Here is a 17355-nt window from a genome sequence, read left to right on the forward strand (position 1 = left end):
AGGCGGGCCGCCCGCTCCACCGGGACCGCCGGCGCCGCCGGGGCCGTTGGCGAAGGCGGCCTTGAAGATGCCCTGCAGCTCGGTGGCCTGATCGCTGGTCAGCTTGCCCGAGGAGACCTGGCCTGCAATCAGATCGTCGATCTTGGACTTGAGCTCGTCGGGCGAGGGCCGCGTGCCGCTGGCCTGGTCGCTGGCGCGGCTCGCCTGCATGGCGGAATCGATATCGGTGAGCGCCGCCGACAACGCATCCTGATCGGACGAACTGATGGCGCCTGATTTCACTTCGGACAACAACTCATTCTGCAGCATCTGCAGAGGCGACTGACGGGGATTGATGGAGGCCGCCGAGATCGAGGTCATGATAGCTCCAGAGATTGGTCGGGTGATTCGGTTACTCGCGGGAACGCATCGGACGCGGCGAACGTAGGATTGGCGGTCTTAACGAGGTCTTTTCAGCGCGCCCCTCGCCTGTTGCCCGGTGTTACCAGGGGCCATACAGAAACATCCGGAAACAAAAATCCTTCGCCCACACGCCCGAATCACGGACAAAAGGTCGGCATGGCCCAGGCAATCCCCAACATCCTCGTCGTCGAGGACGACCGCGAAACGCGGACGCTGATCGCAAAATACCTGCGCAACAACGCCTGCAACGTCACGACGGCCGTCGATGGCCGCGAGATGGCGCGCGCCATGACCGACCGCCGCGTCGATCTTCTGATCCTCGACGTCATGCTGCCCGGCGAGGACGGCCTCACCCTCTGCCGCAAGGTGCGCGCGGAGTCGCAGACGCCGATCATCATGCTGACCGCGCGCGGCGAGGACGTCGATCGGATACTCGGGCTCGAGATGGGCGCCGACGACTATCTCGCAAAGCCGTTCAATCCGCGCGAATTGCTGGCGCGCATCAACGCGGTGCTGCGCCGGCAGGCGGCGGGGCGTACCGCCAGCGCCACCGAAGGCGCAACCGCGCTGTCCTTTGCCGGCTGGCGGATCGATTTCCGGATGCGGGAATTGCGCAATCCCGAAGGCGCGCGCGTCGCCATGACCAGCGCCGAGTTCGACCTGCTGCGCACCTTCTGCGAGCGGCCTGGCCGCGTGCTGTCGCGCGACAGCCTGCTCGACCTCACGCAAGGGCGCAACGCCGGCTCGTTCGAACGCTCGATCGACGTGCTGGTCAGCCGCATCCGCCGCAAGATCGAGCCCGATCCGCAGGAAGCCACCATGATCAAGACGGTGCGCTCCGGCGGCTACATGTTCACCCCAAAGGTGGAAATCGCATCCGCCGCCGGCACCTGATCATGAAGCTGTTCGGCTTCCTGAGCCTTCGACGCATCAGCGGCCAGATCGCAGCACTCGTGATCGTCTCGATCGTCGCCCTGCATGCGATCATCACCGCGAGCTTTGTGATCAACCGGCCGGAGCCGCCGGATCCCGTGCATGACCGCGGGCACGCCCAGCTCGCCACCGCCGTGCAGTTGCTCGGCGCGGCGCCGGCCGCCGAACGGCCGCGGCTGTCGGCCGATATCGCGCGAACCTTTCCGCAGCTCGGCATCGAATTGCTCGCCGCTGATACTCCGCCGGCGGCGCGCGAGCCGGAGGGCGGTGGGCTGCACGGCCTGCATCGCCGCCTCGGCCACACCTATCGCCTGTTCACCCTGCCGCCGAGCGGCGAGACCAGACGACTTGGCATCGCGCTGCCGGATGGCGCGATGATCGCCGTCAACATGCCCGTCGACCGCCGACCGCCCTTCATGGGCGGCCCCACGATGATGACGCTACTGTTCGCCGTCATCAGCGTCACCCTGCTCGGCCTGTGGGCAGCGCGCGCCTTGACCGCGCCGCTGTCATCGTTTGCAAAGGCAGCGGAAAGCTTCAGCCTCGACGGGGCGACGGCGCCGCTGCCGGAACGCGGGCCGGAAGAGATCCGCTCCGTTGCCAAAACGCTCAACCGGATGCGCGAGCGCATCACCGGCCTGATCGACGACCGCACCAGGATGCTCGCCGCCATCAGCCACGATCTGCGTACGCCGATCACGCGGATGCGGCTGCGCTCGGAATTCATCGAGGACGAGACCCATCGCAACCGCATGCTCGCCGATCTCGACCAGATGCGCGCGATGCTGGAATCGGTGCTGTCATTCCTGCGCAACGACCGCAGGCTGGAGGCGATGACGCTGGTCGACATCGCAAGCTCGCTGCAGCTCATCACCGACCAGTTCAGCGACCTCGGACGCAGGGTTGCCTATGACGGTCCCGCGCATGCGATGGCGACCGTGCGGCCGGACGACCTGCACCGCGCGGTCACCAACCTGGTGGAGAATGCGGTGCGGTTCGGCGCCGAGGCCGTGATCCGCCTTCGCATCTCGCCGGATCAATTCACCATCGATGTCGAGGACGACGGCCCCGGCATTTCAGATGCGCAGAAGCAAACCATGCTGGAGCCGTTCGTGCGCGGCGACCATGCCCGCAACATGGATGAGGCGGCGGGCTTCGGCCTTGGCCTGTCGATTACGAACGCGATCGCAACGGCGCATGGGGGGACGCTGTCGCTGCACGACCGGCAGCCGCATGGGCTCGTGGTGCGCATGCAATTGCCGACGCATCAGAACAGCGGCAGCTCCGCGGCTAAATGGTCGCGTCAGGCTGCGAGCGCGTCGGGATCGGCTTCCTCGTAGATGGCGATCGCCTCAAAGCGATAGTCGCAGGCGCGGCAGAACCAGAGGAAGGAGGTGCGGCCCTGACTGCTCTCGACCCAATCGGGTCTCGCGATCGGCTTGCCGCACTGGGCGCAGGGATTTCCGCGAGGCAAATAACTGCTGTCAAGTCGAGCCATGGCGCATCTCCCTAGACTTCGGACGTCGTAAATGACGTCTCGCTTTTTAATGTCGTTGAATGGGACAGGTTTGCTGTCGGAATGAAATTGGCTTGGATTTTGTCGCGGCGTCTTCTTTACACCTTGACTGCGACTTTTGCACGACATTCTTCGCGCGTCCGCGTGACGCAGATTCAGTTCGCGTCGCGCGACGCAATGCATTGCATGCACAACGTTGGCGTCATGCACGCCGTTCGTTAACACATGCGCGGCGCAGATATCTCGCCGCGATGTCGTCCGCTTTTCGCCACATCTTGGCCCGCAGATGGAACTAACCGGAGACAAGCCATCGTTCCATCGCCGAGATCGTTTTTATGAAAAGTTTTCCGAAATTCGTCTGGCTCGCCACCACCGCCGCACTGTTCGTTTCATCAGGTGCAAACGCGCAGAGCCGCGCGCAATATGAAAGCATGGTCGCTTCGCACGCAGCCGCCAATAACGTTCCGGAAGCGCTGGTGCACCGCGTGATCGTGCGCGAGAGCAAATATCATCCGAACCTGGTCGGGCGCGGCGGCACCATCGGGTTGATGCAGATCAAGCTGCCGACCGCGCGTGGCCTCGGCTACACCGGCGATGCCGCGGGCCTGCGCGATCCCTCTACCAACCTCGCCTGGGGCATCAAATACCTCGCCGGCGCCTACCGCGCCGCGGGCGGCGACCACAACCGAGCCGTGCGTTATTATGCGAGCGGCTATTACTACGCCGCAAAGCGCCAGCGCCAGGAAAAGCCGCTGCAGATCGCGCCCGTGCTGGCGAGCGATGCAGCGCCAAAAATCGTCGCCGCACCGGTCCGGGCGGCCAGAACGCCCGCCGACGCCAACGCGCTGCAGGTTCCCGCCCAATAGTCGTCATCTGCTTCCATCGCGCGGAAGAGCAGGGATGCCCGGGCCAGGCCCCGGGCATGACGAGGGGTGTTGTTGACACCTCCGTCCAACGCCCTACATTAGACCTGTTCCGAGGGGTGCTCCGACGAGGAGCTGAGATACCGCAAGCTTGGGCAGTTTGGCTCAAGACCGCGGTGACCCTTTGAACCTGATCCGGGTCATGCCGGCGAAGGGACAGGGATGTACCAGAAGTCAGATCTGCGCGGGGATTCCCCCGTTTCCATCATCGGCGCGGGCATTGCCGGCGCATGGCAGGCGTTGCTGTTCGCCCAGGCCGGCCATGCCGTCACCCTGTACGAGCGCAGTGACGCCGATATGACGCTTTCCACCAGCCACTGGGCCGGCGGCATGCTGGCGCCCTGGTGCGAGGCCGAGGCCTCTGAGCCCGTGATCGGCCGGCTCGGCATCCGCTCGCTCGACCTGTGGCGCGAGCATTTTCCCGACACCCCCTTCAACGGCTCGCTGGTCGTGGCGCATGCGCGCGACCGCGCCGATTTCGAACGCTTTGCCAAACTCACCACCGGCCATGTCAGGCTCGACGCGCAGGCGTTGGGCGAGCTCGAACCGTCGCTGGATGGCCGCTTTCGCAGCGGCCTGTTCTACGCCGGTGAAGGCCATGTCGAGCCGCGCCGCGTGCTGCCCGAGCTGCACGCCCGCATCGAGGCGGCCGGCGGCACCATCAAGTTCGACAGCGATGCCAGCGCGGAAAATCTCGACGGCATCGTGATCGATTGCCGCGGCCTCTCCGCGCGCGACGAGCAGCCCGAGCTGCGCGGCGTCAAGGGCGAGATGATCGTCGTCGAAACCTCAGAGGTCGAGCTGTCCCGCCCGGTGCGGCTGATCCACCCACGCTGGCCGCTCTACGTCATCCCTCGCGGCGACGGCAGGTTCATGCTGGGCGCGACCTCGATCGAGGCCGAGGACACCGGCGTCAGCGTCCGCTCGGCGCTGGAGCTTTTGGGCGCCGCCTACGCCGTGCACCCGGCCTTCGCCGAAGCCCGCATCGTCGAGTTCGGCTCGGGCCTCCGTCCCGCCTACCCCGACAATCTGCCACGGATCACGGCCGGCAAGAACAAGATCGCCGTCAACGGGCTTTACCGCCACGGTTTCCTGCTGGCGCCCGCGCTCGCGGAAGCAACGCTCGCCTATGTCCAGCGCGGCGCCATCGACAATGAGGTGATGCGATGCGTGTAACCGTCAACGGCGAGCCGCGCGAGATCGCCTCGACGCGCGTCGACGCGCTGCTCAGCGAACTCGAATACGAAGGCACGCATTTCGCCATCGCGCTGAATTACGACGTGCTGCCGAAAAGCCGCTGGGCTGAGACTGCGCTGAAAGCCGGCGACGAGATCGAAATCATCACGCCGCGGCAGGGAGGGTGATGGTGATGATGCGTGATTGGCTTGCACGTCATTCCGGGGCGCGCGTCAGCGCGAACCCGGAATCTGGAGGATACACACTCGCACTTCACTTCGAGATTCCGGATCGGTCCGCTGCGCGGACCGTCCGGAATGACGGAGAATCCTGATGCTGAACTTCTACGGCAAAACCTTTTCCTCCCGCCTCCTGATCGGTACGGCGCTCTATCCTTCGCCCGCTATCATGCAGGACGCGATCCGCGCATCGGGCGCCAACATCGTCACCGTGTCGCTGCGGCGCGAGGCCGCCGGCGGCAAGAGCGGGGATGCGTTCTGGTCGCTGATCCGCGAGCTCGATGTCACCGTACTGCCGAACACCGCCGGCTGCCGCAGCGTGCGCGAGGCGGTGACCACGGCAAAGCTCGCGCGCGAATTGTTCTCCACGCCCTGGATCAAGCTGGAAGTGATCGCCGACAACGACACGCTGCAGCCCGATGTCGTCGGTCTGGTCGAAGCGGCCTCCGTCCTGATCAAGGACGGCTTTGAAGTGTTCCCCTACTGCACCGAAGATCTTTCCGTCGCGATGCGGCTGGTCGACGCCGGCTGCAAGGTGGTGATGCCATGGGCCGCGCCGATCGGCAGCGCAAAAGGCATCACCAACCGCGACGCCTTGAGGTTGATGCGCGAGCGCCTGCCGGACATCACGCTGGTGGTCGACGCCGGCCTCGGCGCGCCCTCGCATGCGGCGCACGCGCTCGAACTCGGCTACGACGCCGTGCTGCTCAATACCGCGGTGGCAAAGGCCGCCGATCCGGTCGCGATGGCGAATGCGTTCCGCCTCGGCGTCGAAGCCGGCCGCACCGCTTACGAAGCCGGCCTGATGGAAGCCCGCGACTTCGCCTCCCCCTCAACCCCTGTGATCGGGACCCCGTTCTGGCATGCCGTATCCTGACAGATTTTATCCCGTAGTCGACAGCGTCGCCTGGGTGGCCCGGCTGGCGCGGCTCGGCGTCGGCACGATTCAACTGCGCGCCAAGGACCTCAATGAATCGGAGGCGCTGCAGATCGTCACCGACGCGCTCGAAGCCATCAAGGGCACCGACACCAAACTCGTCGTCAACGATTATTGGCGCGCGGCGATCGTCGCCGGCGCCCAGCATCTGCATCTTGGTCAGGAAGATCTCGTCGACGCCGACCTCGACGAGATCCGAAAAGCCGGACTGACGCTCGGCATCTCCACCCATGACGACGAGGAGCTGGCGACCGCGCTCGCCGCCAAGCCCGATTATATCGCGCTCGGTCCGATCTTCCCGACCACGCTGAAATCGATGCGGTTTGCGCCGCAGGGCATTCCAAAGATCACCGAGTGGAAGAAGCGCATCGGCGACATCCCGCTGGTCGCGATCGGCGGCATCAAGTTCGAACAGGCAGTCGAGATTTTTGCGGCCGGCGCCGACTCGATCGCCGTCGTCAGCGACGTCACCCAGAATGCCGATCCGGACGCACGGGTGCGGCAATGGCTGGGCCAGAGCGCGAAGGCCGCGTGAGATGATTACGAACCCATCAACCGTCATTGCGAGCAAAGCGAAGCAATCCATTGGCGCCGCACACTCGGTGACAATGGATTGCTTCGTCGCGGAGCCTGTCATCGGGCGGCGCTTCGCGCCGACCCGTTGGCTCCTCGCAATGACGAAAAAAACAGACAGAACATAACGGAGGATACAGTATGAACATCCGCTCCAATCCCGACACCACGCTCCCCGCCGTCACCACCGGCCCGCTCGCCTCCTCGCGAAAAATCTTCGCCACCCCCGACGCCGCGCCCGACCTGCGCGTGCCCTTGCGCGAGATCATCCTCTCGGAAGCCGCGGGCGAGCCCAATCTTCCCGTCTACGACACCTCCGGCCCCTACACCGACCCCTCCGTCACCATCGACGTCAACGCCGGCCTCCCCCGCAACCGTCTCGCCTGGGTGAAGGAACGCGGCGGCGTCGAGGAATATGAGGGCCGCGCGATCAAGCCGGAGGACAACGGCAATGTCGGTGCCTCGCATGCCGCAAAGGCCTTCACCGCGCATCACAAGCCGATCCGCGGCCTCGACGGTCACAAGATCACGCAACTCGAATTCGCCCGCGCCGGCATCATCACGAAAGAGATGATCTACGTCGCCGAGCGCGAAAATCTCGGCCGCAAGCAGCAGCTCGAGCGCGCGGAAGCGGCATTGGCTGATGGTGAAAGCTTCGGCGCCGCGGTGCCCGCCTTCATCACCCCGGAGTTCGTGCGCAGCGAGATCGCGCGCGGCCGCGCCATCATCCCCTGCAACATCAACCACGCCGAACTCGAGCCGATGATCATCGGCCGCAATTTTCTCACCAAGATCAACGCCAATATCGGCAACTCCGCCGTCACCTCCTCGGTGGAAGAGGAAGTCGACAAGATGGTGTGGGCGATCCGCTGGGGCGCCGACACCGTGATGGACCTCTCGACCGGCCGCAACATCCACACCACCCGCGAATGGATCCTGCGCAACTCGCCGGTTCCGATCGGCACCGTTCCGATCTACCAGGCGCTGGAGAAGTGCGAAGGCGATCCGGTCAAACTGACCTGGGAGCTCTACAAGGACACGCTGATCGAGCAGTGCGAACAGGGCGTCGACTACTTTACCATCCACGCCGGCGTGCGCCTGCCCTATATCCACCTCACCGCCAACCGCGTCACCGGCATCGTCTCGCGCGGCGGCTCGATCATGGCGAAGTGGTGCTTGGCGCATCACAAGGAGAGCTTCCTCTACACCCATTTCGACGAGATCTGCGACCTCATGCGCAAGTACGACGTCTCGTTCTCGCTCGGCGACGGCCTGCGCCCCGGCTCGATCGCGGATGCCAACGACCGCGCGCAGTTCGCCGAACTGGAGACGCTCGGCGAGCTGACCAAGATCGCGTGGGACAAGGGCTGCCAGGTGATGATCGAAGGCCCCGGCCACGTGCCGATGCACAAGATCAAGATCAACATGGACAAGCAGCTCAAGGAATGCGGCGAAGCCCCGTTCTATACGTTAGGCCCGCTGACGACTGACATCGCGCCGGGCTACGACCACATCACCTCAGGGATTGGCGCGGCTATGATCGGCTGGTTCGGCTGCGCCATGCTCTGCTACGTCACCCCGAAGGAGCATCTGGGTCTCCCCGACCGCAACGACGTCAAGGTCGGCGTCATCACCTACAAGATCGCCGCGCACGCCTCCGATCTCGCCAAGGGCCACCCCGCCGCGCAACTGCGCGACGACGCCCTCTCGCGTGCGCGGTTCGACTTCCGCTGGACCGACCAGTTCAACCTCGGCCTCGATCCGGATACGGCCAAGAACTTCCACGACGAGACGCTGCCGAAGGAAGCCCACAAGGTCGCGCATTTCTGTTCGATGTGCGGTCCAAAGTTCTGCTCGATGAAGATCACGCAGGACGTGCGGGACTATGCGGCGACGCTGAACGATCCCGACAAGCGCGCGGTCGCCGGCGTCGGCATGTCGATGTCCGGCGTGATCGAGGACGGCATGGCGACGATGTCGCAGAAGTTCAAGGAAATGGGATCGAGTGTGTATCTGGATGCGGACAAGGTGAAGGAGAGCAACCGGGTGCTGTGAGAACGGCATACGCATCCTGAAAGCAATGACCGACAGTCTGACCGGTGTCTGGGACGGCACCTTTGTTCAGCAGCAGGTAGGAATGGTCACGTTTCTGGCGACGCTCATCGAAACCGGTAGCGCGCTCACAGGAAACGTGACCGAACCCTGCACCGTCCCCGGCTGCCCGATCAGCACCCACAACGCCTCGATCGCGGGCCATCGATCCGGCAGCACCGTCTCGTTCGTCAAACGCTACGAGCCGCCGGGCCACGGCTACGCCACCGTCTCCTATGAGGGCACGGTCAATGCCGAGGCGACGGAAATCGACGGGCGCTGGAAGCTGCCGGGCACCGCGGTCTCCGGGACGTTTTTGATGGTGCGTTCGAGCAAGCCTGCGGAATCGGTTGCAACGGAAGAGCGGGCGAAGGAGCCGGCGCGGTAACGAGCAGGCGTAGCCCGGATGAGCGCAGCGACATCCGGGTTAAGTCGTCCCGCATATCGCTACGCTCATGCGGGCTACGGCCCTCGGCTTCCCCTCCTCCGACCAAGGAAAGACGATGCCCGCTATCGACACGGTGAAGGCGCACTACGACGCGCTGGCGCGGCGCGATCTCGATGCTGCGCTTGACGTCATCGGCGACGATGCGGTGTGGGAATTTTCCGGCCCCGACACGATTCCGTTCGCAGGGCGATGGCTCGGCCGCAGCGGCGCGCGGGAGTTCTTCGAGCGGATACGCTCGACGGTCGAGGTCAGGGCATTCAGGGTGACGCGCATGATCGCCGATGGCGATACGGTTGCGGTGTTCGGCAGCGAGCGTTTTCTGGTGAAGGCGACCGGCAGGGAATGGGCGGTCGAATGGGTGCAGGTGCACGAGGTGCGCGACGGGCAGATCATCCGGTTTCGCGAATATACCGATACAACCGCGATCGCGGGGGCCTACGCCCGATAGTTGCCGCCAACGCAACGCGTGCACTCAAGCCAATTGATTACCTTGACTTGCACGCGAGCCTGGCCAAAATGTTCGCAGAGCTGCACTTCCCGCTCAGCTCTGGGGACGAGGGGCGTTGTGAAATTTTTGAATGTCGCGTCGGCTCGATCCGCGCGTTTGCTTGCGGCCGGGCTGGCGCTCAATCTCCTTACCGCCTGTTCGACAGTGCACAATCAAACAGTTGGGGCTGCGGCAACTTTTGTCCCTGTTACGCCCAGGGCCGGCTACGCAACCGTGTACATCGGACGCCCCTTTACCTTTCACACCAGCGTATTTGCGCTTCCGATCGAGGTCGATGGCAAGCGGCTGACGTCGCTTCCTCCTGGGCAGTACGCGACCGTCGAACTGCCACCCGGCCGGCACAGCGTCGGTTCGCCAAACGAGTATTGGACACGCGTCATCTCGGGAGTGCCGCATCCCGCTGAATTCGTGGTGGAGGCCGGGAAGTCCTACTACCTGCTGCCCAAGCGCTGGGGCGAAGATGCCGGTTACAGCTACACGATGGTCGGATCGGTCGTCGTCCCGCAGAGGACCGCGGTCGCTCACAGTACGTTTTCAGTACAGGCCGCTGCAGCGAACGACGCGCCGCCCCGAATTCAGGCAACTCAATTCCGCCAAGACTCAATAGCGAAGCGGCATGGACAGGATGAGGGAAAGCGACGTGCAGGAATATTCGACGCTGTGCAGCGAGGATCTGCGAAACATCATCCACCATTTGGCGACCGTCTCGCTGTCGAGGTGATTACGCCTACGGTTAACTACGAGCTATGCTTGCTCTCCGATCAACCTGACGAATGATCAATCATGCGAACAATACGGCGCTTGCTGCGCTAGCCCTCTGCCTCACCACGCTTCTCGGTGCTCGCGACGTTCTCGCGCAAAACGGAAAAGCCGGTGCGCTAAAGCAGAGCGCAGCGCCGGCCGCTGCGCTGCCGACCAATTACCGGCAGTTGATCGCCGAATATATCCGGACGCGGAATCGCTACGTGGTGCGCGACGCCAAGATTTCCAAACCCTATGAACGGTGGGGAGGTCTGCTTAGGGGCGGAACATTTACGGCGGTTTGCATTGCCGTGTTCCGCGACAATCCGTTCGGGATCGTCGTTCGCGACAACTGGGTCGTCAGATTTGAAGATCGGCAAATCAAACCGGTCGCAATGGGAATGGAAAGTTGCTCCGATCTTTCCCCCTTCCCCGAACTCATAAAGGCGCTCGCGCGTCCGCGAGCGTAGCAGCAATCGCGATTATCTGCCTGCTACCGAACATATACTTCAGGGTGTATTGATTAATTGACAAAACTTTTCCGTGCTTATTAATCTTTCATTAACCATTCGCGCCCACCCTTCCCTGCGGCTGGAGGGCTTGTGATTCCTGATGTTTCTGCTCCGCGTTTCGGAGCAAGCGTCGATCGGGAGGTGTTGATGCCCCGTGAGTATTTTGACGTTTATCTCGGCACGGACTGCGTTCCGATGACCGAAGTTCCACTATCGGATTTTCAAAGCCCGTCGCCCCACGAGATCGTGCCGATGCTGATCGGCTCGACAGTCGAGGCGATCGAGCGCGAGCTCGTGCTGCAGACGCTGGCGCGCTGCCACGGCAACCGCACCCATGCCGCGCGCCTGCTCGGGCTTTCGGTGCGCACGATGCGCAACAAGATCCGGCAGTACGGGAACGATGGGGTCGACATACCCGCCCACAACTAGAGCGAAGGCTGAGCAAAGCGACCTTGTCCCGTCGTGGCCTGGGGAGCGAAGGCGGAAGCGTGCCCACCATCATGAGCGCGGCGTGGCGCCCCACTATTCCAGTGACACCGGTGGTTGAATCGAGGAGCCGCGGCGTACTGGATCCCCGCATGCGCCGGGATGACGGTGATTCGTCGCGGCACGACCTCATAGCCCATGACTATGCTTCAGCGCACCATCGGGCGGAACCATACGCCTATTTGAAAATCAAATCGCGAAGCCACACTCCGATTATTTTTTGTTTACCCGTCGAGATTGAAATGACGATGACTTATTTTCGACGTACGGAAAGCCAACAGAAGAACAGGAATCGCAGTCGCCAGAAGACAAAGAAGGGTGGCGGGAAGGGAAAACGTGGGTGAACTCCTGGGCTCGATAGCATTCTCGTTGATCGTCATTGCCGTAATCGCCGGCGCCTGGGCCTGGATTTCAACGCTGTTCAGGAAGGGAACGATGGCGCTGCTCGGCTTCGAGCAGGTCTGTGTCCGGCAGTTCGAAACCGTCCTGCTCTATCGTAACGGGCGCTTTGAAAAAGCGCTTACCCCCGGCCGGCACAATGTCCGCGCCAACGGCCGCCAACTGGCGCGGATCGACCTGCGCACCGAGGTGTTTCGGTTGACGCAAAACGCGGTCTCCGCGGACAGCTTTGCCGTCAGCCTCATCTATGTCGCGCGGACCCAGATCGTCGATCCCCGGGCCTCGTTCGAGAGCACGCAGAACTACCGGGACGAGATCTGCATGCGCCTGCAATCGGTGGTGAAGGCGATGTGCAGCCGCAAGCCGCGACTCGACATTCAGACTGACCACCAGAGCTTCAGCCATAGCGTTCAGAAAGCGGCCAACCAGGTGTTCCGCTCGATCGGTTGCGAATGCCTGACCTTTGAGCTGATGCAGGTCGAAACCGCCGGGCCGGCCATCGAGCTGGACAACAGGCGAACGGGCCTGGCGGCGCGCGCCTCAGGCGGCGTGGCTGAGAAAGGCGCACTCGCTGCGATGTGATCGCGCCGGGCTCGTTGGCCGATCGATCGGGCACGCCCGTGCCGGGACCGGGGCGCCTGGAGTACCGTTGGGCCGTTACGGCACCCGACAGGAGGCGGCCATGCTGCGCCGCTCCCAATTTCGAATGGATTCTTTCTACGCTGGCGCCCGGGCCGCAGCGCGATACCCCACAACGCTTGAGGCCCCGCGCAGCTCGTCTGCGCAAGCCGAATGGCTTTCGGGATTGCACAAATGGCGGCAATGCCCAATTTTCCCGTATCGTCATTCAGTACGGACATCCCTGACATGAGCCAGACCAAACTGTTCGAGCCCTTCAAGCTTGGCCCCCTGACGCTCCCCAATCGTTTCGCGATGGCGCCGCTGACCCGCAACCGCGCGGTGCCTCCCGGCATGGTGCCGAGCCCGCTCGCAGTCGACTATTACGGCCAGCGCGCCTCGGCCGGGCTCCTGATCACCGAAGCCAGCCAGGTCTCACAGCAGGGCCAGGGCTATCAGGATACGCCCGGCATCTATTCCAGGGAGCAGGTCGAAGGCTGGCGCAAGGTCACCGACCGCGTGCATGAAAAAGGCGGCCGCATCTTCATCCAGATCTGGCATGTCGGCCGCATCTCGCACACCACGCTGCAGCCTGGCGGCGGCAAGCCGGTGGGACCGTCAGCGATCCGCGCCAAGGGCAAGACCTTTGTGAACGGCACCTTCACTGAAATCTCCGAGCCGCGCGCGCTGGAGTTTTCCGAGATTCCAGGGATCATCGACGACTTCAAGCGCGGCACCGAGAACGCGCTCGCCGCCGGCTTCGACGGCATCGAGATCCACGGCGCCAACGGCTATCTGCTCGACCAGTTCGCGAAGGACGGCACCAACAAGCGCACCGACGCCTACGGCGGCTCAATCGAGAACCGCGCCAGACTGATGCTGGAAGTGTCGAAGGCGGTCGCCACGGTCGCCGGCCCCGAACGCACCGGCATCCGCATTTCGCCGGTAACGCCGGCCAATGATGTTTCCGACTCTAATCCGCAGCCGCTGTTCGATCACATCGTCGACGGGCTCAACGCGCTGAAGCTGACCTACATCCACGTCATCGAAGGCGCAACCGGCGGCCCACGCGACATCGCGCCGTTCAATTATGCATCACTGCGCAAGCGCTTCAGCGGAGCCTATGTCGCCAACAACGGCTATGATTTCGATCTCGCGACGAAGGTGCTCGAAGCCGGCGCCGCCGATCTGATCGCGTTTGGCAAACCGTTCATTTCGAACCCGGATCTGGTCGAGCGCCTGAAGAAGGGCGCGCCGCTGAACGAGTGGGACAAGAATACGTTCTATGGCGGCGGCGCCAAGGGATATACGGATTATCCGACGCTAGGAGCAGCGCAAGCGGCGGAGTAACGGGAACGACGCTCTCTCCCCGTCATTGCGAGCGTAGCGAAGCAATCCATCTCTCCGCTTGCCGAAGCTTGGATTGCTTCGTCGCTTCGCTCCCTTGCGCAAACGCTCCGCGTTTGTCGCAGGCAATGACGGTGGCTAGATCGCTCCTGGCCCTCCTCGCATCAACCTCACGCCGACGCGCGCGTATCAGCCTCGCTCGCTACCATCCGCTCGACGATACGCCGCATCCGCTGCGGCGCCGCATCGATCGCGAGCCGGATCGATTTGGCGTTCGGCCGCGCCTGCGCGACCTCTTCGATACGCTCCAGAATCTCCTTGTCCTCGTTGAAGGCGATGCGGAAATCGGCATGCAGGCGCTGATCGGTCTCGGTGTCGTCGAGCGCGAAATTGCGGACATGGAGCCAATGGTCGAGACAGACGTGCTCATCCACCGGCGTGATGAAGTGGCAGGCAAAGATCCGCAGTCCCGCGCCGCGGTCCTCCGGCCTCGCAATCGCGCCGGCGTCCGCGCTGCCGAAATCGATCACCGCGATGCAGGGCGCGACATAGTCGTAGTAATGCCAGCGATCCACATTGCCGCTGAAATTGCCGTACTTTGCGAACAGCGGAATCGCCGGCGCGTCCCTGATCCAGCGCCACACCAGCACGCCGCGCTCGCCAAAGGTATGCTCGACCGGAATCTCCTCGCTCGCCGCATTGCCCAGCGTCGACAGATGCACGAAGCTGACATGGGCAGGATCGCAGAGATTGTCGGCGAGGTTGAGGTAGTTGGTGTCGATCCGCAGCGCGTCGCCCTCGGCGGCGTGCCAGCCGGCCTGGCCGAATTGCGGGAGATCGTAGATCAGCGACGGATCGGCCAGCGCGGGATCGCCGGGCCAGATCCACACCAGCCCCATTTTCTCGTGCAGCGGATAGGACGGCACGCGCGCATTCGGCGGAATCGTCGGCTGCCCGGGAATGCGGACACAGCGCCCGTCGCGGCCGAACGTCATGCCGTGATAGCCGCACTCGATGGCGTCGCCCTTGAGCTTGCCCATCGACAGCGGCGCGAACCGATGCGGACACATGTCATCAAGCGCGACCGGTTCGCCGGCCTCGCTGCGATAAACGACGAGATCTGCGCCCAGAATGCGATGGCGCGACAAGGCGCGCGTCACGTTGCGCGACCAGGTGAGCGGATACCAGGTATTGCGGGGAGCGAGCAGAGTCATGGCATGAAATCCGGTTGGTCAATTCTTCAGTTTGGCCAGCACTTCGGTATCGGCGGGCTGGAAGTCCGCGCCGTCGACATAGCGCCAGTCGGTCATCACGCCCTGCCCGTCTCGCACCGCGAGCTTGCCGATATAGACGCCCATGGTCGATTGGTGGTCGATGGCACGGAAGGCGATGTTGCCGACGGGCGTGTCGGCCTTCAGCTGCTCGGTGGCCTTGATCAGGTCATCGGCTTTGGTCGAACCGGCATTCTCGATCGCCTTCGCCAGCATGATCGTGTTGATGTAGCCGATCAGCGCGCCGATGTTCGGCGTCTCCTTGAAGCGGCCGACATAGGCCTTAAGGAATGCGTCATGCGCCGGTGTCTTGATCTCGCCTGGGGGATAGCCGGTGACCAGCCATCCGACCGGCGCTTCGTCCTTGAGCGGCGCCAGATATTCGGGCTCTCCGGCGAGGAGGCTGACGACGGCGCGGTTGGCAAAGGCGTTGCGGGTGGTGCCCTCACGCACGAGCTTGGCGAGATCGGAACCGAAGGTCGCGTTGAACACCGCTTCCGGATTGGCCGCCGACATCGCCTGCACGATCGGCCCGGCATCGACCTTGCCGAGCGGCGGCCATTGCTCGGAGACGAACTCGACGTCCGGCCGCAGCCGCATCAATTCGCGCTTGAAGCTGGCCACGGCCGCCTGTCCGAACTCGTAGTTCGGCGCGATCGTCGCCCAGCGCCGCGCCGGGAACTTGGCCGCCTCCTTCGCCAGGATGGAGGCCTGCGTGTAGGTGCTCGGCCGCAGCCGGAACGTATAGCGGTTGCCCTTCTCCCAGATCAGCGCATCCGTCAGCGGCTGCGAAGCCATGAAGAAGATCTGCTTCTGCTTGGCGAAATCGGCGACCGCAAGGCCGACATGGGAGAGGATGGTGCCGGTCAGGAGATCGACCCGCTCCGCGTCGACCAGTTGCGCTGCCGCGGTGATCGCAACGTCGGGCTTGCCGGCATCGTCGCGGGAAATGATCTCGAGCTTGCGGCCGAGCACGCCGCCCTTGCCGTTGATCTCGTCGCGGGCGAGTTCCCAGCCCTGGCGGTAGCCGCGGGTGCCGATGGGTAGCGCCGAATAGCTGGAGATTTCGCCGATCCTGATCGGCGGCGGGTCGGCCGCCAGCGCAACGCCGCCGGTTGCTACCCAAGCAAGTACGACCAGTTGCAAGGCACCTGACAACCGCATGCCACCCTCCCGCCATTGGAGACCAGTCTATGTATGTAGTACTTACTTCATATCGAATACCCGCTTAGAGGGATTGTCAACGGCCAAAAATCCGCAGGGCTTGCCAAAAAGCGGGCAGGCCCCATCCTGCCGGCGGTGATTTGCGAAGGTGCGCCATGGCGAACGAGACAGAAGCTTCCGGACGCGAGCGCCCTGCTCGCGCGCGAACGGCAGCCCCGCGCAAGAAGGCGACGCCCCGTCGGCGCATCAGGGCGCCGGACCAGACGCGCGAGGCATTATTGCGCGCGGCAGTCGCCGAGTTCGCGCGCGAGGGCTATGGCGGCGCCCGCGTCGACCGCATCAGCAAGGCGGCCAAGAGCAACGACCGCATGCTCTATTACTATTTCAAGAGCAAGGAGAAGCTGTTCCATCATGTGATCGAGCATTCCTATGCCGATCTCGTCTCCCGCGAGGAGGCGCTCGATCTCGATTTCGCCCGGCCGCGCGAGGCGCTCGCCGCGCTGGTCGCGTTCAACTGGAGTTACTATTGGGAGCACCCGGAGCTGTTGAGCATCCTGGCGTCCGAGAACCTTTTCAAGGGACGCCACGTCAAGAACAACATCCGCCGCAGTTTTGCCAACACGCAGCTCGGCATGCTCAACCGGGTGATCGAGAGCGGGACCAGGCTTGGGCTGTTCAAGCCGGATTGCGACAGCTTCCACATCTACCTCTCGATCCTGTCGCTGACCTATTTCTATCGCGCCAACCTCTACACGCTGTCGAGCTACATGCAGATCGACCTTGCCGAGGATGGCCGGCGCAAAGCCTGGCTCGCGCATGTGCAGGCGATGATCGACGATCTGGTGCGGCGGCGGGATTGAGGGGCGTAAGGAGAGGTGCTCCCTCGTCCGTCATTGCGAGGAGCGCAGCGACGAAGCAATACTTCAGCGAGTGGCGAGATGGATTGCTTCGCTCCGCTCGCAATGACGGCGGGCCCATTTGCCGGCCGCTTGGATGCAAGCCCAACGGAAAGAAAAAGGCCGGGATCGCTCCCGGCCTTCCGTTTCTCCGCTCGTCACGCCCCGCGAATGC

At 63.6% G+C, this 17355-nt stretch carries 19 protein-coding genes, 1 pseudogene and 1 riboswitch; of the genes and pseudogenes, 16 read left to right on the forward strand and 4 right to left on the reverse strand.

The window, feature by feature from the left end; translation table 11 throughout:
- Positions 1–360 (reverse strand): annotated as a pseudogene (locus CQ12_RS39895) (hypothetical protein); the annotation flags it as partial.
- A gap of 198 nt (positions 361–558) precedes the next feature.
- On the opposite strand from CQ12_RS39895, the gene CQ12_RS39900 reads away from it, so the two are divergent.
- Together CQ12_RS39900 and CQ12_RS39905 are read left to right on the forward strand one after the other, a co-directional pair.
- Positions 559–1296, forward strand: a complete 738-nt coding sequence (locus tag CQ12_RS39900) for a response regulator (protein WP_057840705.1) — start codon at positions 559–561, stop codon at positions 1294–1296.
- Between the two features lie 2 nt (positions 1297–1298).
- Entirely contained in the window at positions 1299–2675 is a 1377-nt protein-coding gene (locus CQ12_RS39905) for an ATP-binding protein (protein WP_057840706.1), read from the forward strand.
- On the opposite strand, the gene CQ12_RS39910 is transcribed toward CQ12_RS39905, so the two are convergent.
- The gene (locus CQ12_RS39910) at positions 2639–2833 is read right to left on the reverse strand and encodes a hypothetical protein (protein ID WP_057840707.1); all 195 of its coding nucleotides are present in this window, start codon (positions 2831–2833) and stop codon (positions 2639–2641) included. The two genes, CQ12_RS39905 and CQ12_RS39910, sit on opposite strands and share 37 nt — an antisense overlap.
- A 353-nt stretch (positions 2834–3186) precedes the next feature.
- Here CQ12_RS39910 and CQ12_RS39915 point away from each other — a divergent pair, with 353 nt between their 5' ends.
- The 13 genes from CQ12_RS39915 (at position 3187) to CQ12_RS39975 (ending at position 13852) form a co-directional block, all read left to right on the forward strand.
- A complete protein-coding gene (locus CQ12_RS39915) occupies positions 3187–3717 on the forward strand; it encodes a lytic transglycosylase domain-containing protein (RefSeq protein ID WP_057840708.1) in 531 nt (176 codons plus the stop codon).
- Between the two features lie 102 nt (positions 3718–3819).
- Positions 3820–3949, forward strand: a riboswitch (TPP riboswitch).
- Complete coding sequence (locus CQ12_RS39920) at positions 3937–4950, forward strand: FAD-dependent oxidoreductase (protein WP_057840709.1); 1014 nt, start codon at positions 3937–3939, stop codon at positions 4948–4950. Its footprint overlaps the riboswitch before it by 13 nt.
- Positions 4941–5138 carry a sulfur carrier protein ThiS gene (gene thiS, locus CQ12_RS39925; protein WP_057840710.1) on the forward strand — a complete coding sequence of 66 codons (198 nt, stop codon included), beginning with the start codon at positions 4941–4943 and terminating at the stop codon, positions 5136–5138. Before CQ12_RS39920 ends, thiS begins: the two co-directional genes overlap by 10 nt.
- Positions 5139–5283: 145 nt before the next feature.
- The gene (locus CQ12_RS39930; RefSeq protein ID WP_057840711.1) at positions 5284–6066 is read left to right on the forward strand and encodes a thiazole synthase; all 783 of its coding nucleotides are present in this window, start codon (positions 5284–5286) and stop codon (positions 6064–6066) included.
- Positions 6053–6661 carry a thiamine phosphate synthase gene (locus tag CQ12_RS39935; protein ID WP_057840712.1) on the forward strand — a complete coding sequence of 203 codons (609 nt, stop codon included), beginning with the start codon at positions 6053–6055 and terminating at the stop codon, positions 6659–6661. The genes CQ12_RS39930 and CQ12_RS39935 overlap by 14 nt, the downstream gene beginning before the upstream one ends.
- Positions 6662–6840: 179 nt before the next feature.
- Positions 6841–8754, forward strand: coding sequence for a phosphomethylpyrimidine synthase ThiC (gene thiC / locus CQ12_RS39940; protein WP_057840713.1), 1914 nt, complete (start codon positions 6841–6843; stop codon positions 8752–8754).
- 25 nt (positions 8755–8779) lie between these two features.
- On the forward strand, positions 8780–9178 hold the full coding sequence (locus CQ12_RS39945; protein WP_057840714.1) for a hypothetical protein: 399 nt from the start codon (positions 8780–8782) through the stop codon (positions 9176–9178).
- Between the two features lie 115 nt (positions 9179–9293).
- Positions 9294–9686: a nuclear transport factor 2 family protein gene (locus CQ12_RS39950; protein WP_057840715.1), complete on the forward strand. Its 393-nt coding sequence runs from the start codon at positions 9294–9296 to the stop codon at positions 9684–9686.
- A gap of 117 nt (positions 9687–9803) precedes the next feature.
- Positions 9804–10523, forward strand: a complete 720-nt coding sequence (locus CQ12_RS39955) for a DUF2846 domain-containing protein (protein ID WP_198164396.1) — start codon at positions 9804–9806, stop codon at positions 10521–10523.
- On the forward strand, positions 10520–10957 hold the full coding sequence (locus tag CQ12_RS39960) for a hypothetical protein (RefSeq protein WP_057840717.1): 438 nt from the start codon (positions 10520–10522) through the stop codon (positions 10955–10957). The genes CQ12_RS39955 and CQ12_RS39960 overlap by 4 nt, the downstream gene beginning before the upstream one ends.
- A 237-nt stretch (positions 10958–11194) precedes the next feature.
- Positions 11195–11428: a helix-turn-helix domain-containing protein gene (locus tag CQ12_RS39965; protein ID WP_057840728.1), complete on the forward strand. Its 234-nt coding sequence runs from the start codon at positions 11195–11197 to the stop codon at positions 11426–11428.
- Positions 11429–11920: 492 nt separating this feature from the next.
- On the forward strand, positions 11921–12466 hold the full coding sequence (locus CQ12_RS39970) for an SPFH domain-containing protein (protein ID WP_157088782.1): 546 nt from the start codon (positions 11921–11923) through the stop codon (positions 12464–12466).
- A gap of 285 nt (positions 12467–12751) precedes the next feature.
- The gene (locus CQ12_RS39975) at positions 12752–13852 is read left to right on the forward strand and encodes an alkene reductase (RefSeq protein ID WP_057840719.1); all 1101 of its coding nucleotides are present in this window, start codon (positions 12752–12754) and stop codon (positions 13850–13852) included.
- A gap of 167 nt (positions 13853–14019) precedes the next feature.
- On the opposite strand, the gene CQ12_RS39980 is transcribed toward CQ12_RS39975, so the two are convergent.
- The gene (locus tag CQ12_RS39980) at positions 14020–15063 is read right to left on the reverse strand and encodes an aromatic ring-hydroxylating dioxygenase subunit alpha (protein WP_057840720.1); all 1044 of its coding nucleotides are present in this window, start codon (positions 15061–15063) and stop codon (positions 14020–14022) included.
- 18 nt (positions 15064–15081) lie between these two features.
- On the reverse strand, positions 15082–16284 hold the full coding sequence (locus CQ12_RS39985) for an ABC transporter substrate-binding protein (RefSeq protein ID WP_057840721.1): 1203 nt from the start codon (positions 16282–16284) through the stop codon (positions 15082–15084).
- A gap of 155 nt (positions 16285–16439) precedes the next feature.
- Here CQ12_RS39985 and CQ12_RS39990 point away from each other — a divergent pair, with 155 nt between their 5' ends.
- Positions 16440–17144, forward strand: coding sequence for a TetR/AcrR family transcriptional regulator (locus CQ12_RS39990; RefSeq protein WP_083519695.1), 705 nt, complete (start codon positions 16440–16442; stop codon positions 17142–17144).
- Positions 17145–17355: the final 211 nt, after the last annotated feature.

Origin of the sequence: Bradyrhizobium jicamae (assembly GCF_001440395.1) — a bacterium.
GTDB lineage: Bacteria > Pseudomonadota > Alphaproteobacteria > Rhizobiales > Xanthobacteraceae > Bradyrhizobium > Bradyrhizobium jicamae.

Bases quoted from the DNA above. Each gene is read 5' to 3' on its own strand.
- CQ12_RS39910 (WP_057840707.1), bottom strand. From the start codon at position 2,833: ATGGCTCGACTTGACAGCAGTTATTTGCCTCGCGGAAATCCCTGCGCC.
- CQ12_RS39920 (WP_057840709.1), top strand. From the start codon at position 3,937: ATGTACCAGAAGTCAGATCTGCGCGGGGATTCCCCCGTTTCCATCATC.
- CQ12_RS39945 (WP_057840714.1), top strand. From the start codon at position 8,780: ATGACCGACAGTCTGACCGGTGTCTGGGACGGCACCTTTGTTCAGCAG.
- CQ12_RS39965 (WP_057840728.1), top strand. From the start codon at position 11,195: ATGACCGAAGTTCCACTATCGGATTTTCAAAGCCCGTCGCCCCACGAG.
- CQ12_RS39980 (WP_057840720.1), bottom strand. From the start codon at position 15,063: ATGACTCTGCTCGCTCCCCGCAATACCTGGTATCCGCTCACCTGGTCG.
- CQ12_RS39930 (WP_057840711.1), top strand. From the start codon at position 5,284: ATGCTGAACTTCTACGGCAAAACCTTTTCCTCCCGCCTCCTGATCGGT.
- CQ12_RS39990 (WP_083519695.1), top strand. From the start codon at position 16,440: ATGGCGAACGAGACAGAAGCTTCCGGACGCGAGCGCCCTGCTCGCGCG.
- CQ12_RS39985 (WP_057840721.1), bottom strand. From the start codon at position 16,284: ATGCGGTTGTCAGGTGCCTTGCAACTGGTCGTACTTGCTTGGGTAGCA.
- CQ12_RS39950 (WP_057840715.1), top strand. From the start codon at position 9,294: ATGCCCGCTATCGACACGGTGAAGGCGCACTACGACGCGCTGGCGCGG.
- thiC (WP_057840713.1), top strand. From the start codon at position 6,841: ATGAACATCCGCTCCAATCCCGACACCACGCTCCCCGCCGTCACCACC.
- CQ12_RS39905 (WP_057840706.1), top strand. From the start codon at position 1,299: ATGAAGCTGTTCGGCTTCCTGAGCCTTCGACGCATCAGCGGCCAGATC.
- CQ12_RS39900 (WP_057840705.1), top strand. From the start codon at position 559: ATGGCCCAGGCAATCCCCAACATCCTCGTCGTCGAGGACGACCGCGAA.
- CQ12_RS39935 (WP_057840712.1), top strand. From the start codon at position 6,053: ATGCCGTATCCTGACAGATTTTATCCCGTAGTCGACAGCGTCGCCTGG.
- thiS (WP_057840710.1), top strand. From the start codon at position 4,941: ATGCGTGTAACCGTCAACGGCGAGCCGCGCGAGATCGCCTCGACGCGC.
- CQ12_RS39960 (WP_057840717.1), top strand. From the start codon at position 10,520: ATGATCAATCATGCGAACAATACGGCGCTTGCTGCGCTAGCCCTCTGC.
- CQ12_RS39970 (WP_157088782.1), top strand. From the start codon at position 11,921: ATGGCGCTGCTCGGCTTCGAGCAGGTCTGTGTCCGGCAGTTCGAAACC.
- CQ12_RS39975 (WP_057840719.1), top strand. From the start codon at position 12,752: ATGAGCCAGACCAAACTGTTCGAGCCCTTCAAGCTTGGCCCCCTGACG.
- CQ12_RS39915 (WP_057840708.1), top strand. From the start codon at position 3,187: ATGAAAAGTTTTCCGAAATTCGTCTGGCTCGCCACCACCGCCGCACTG.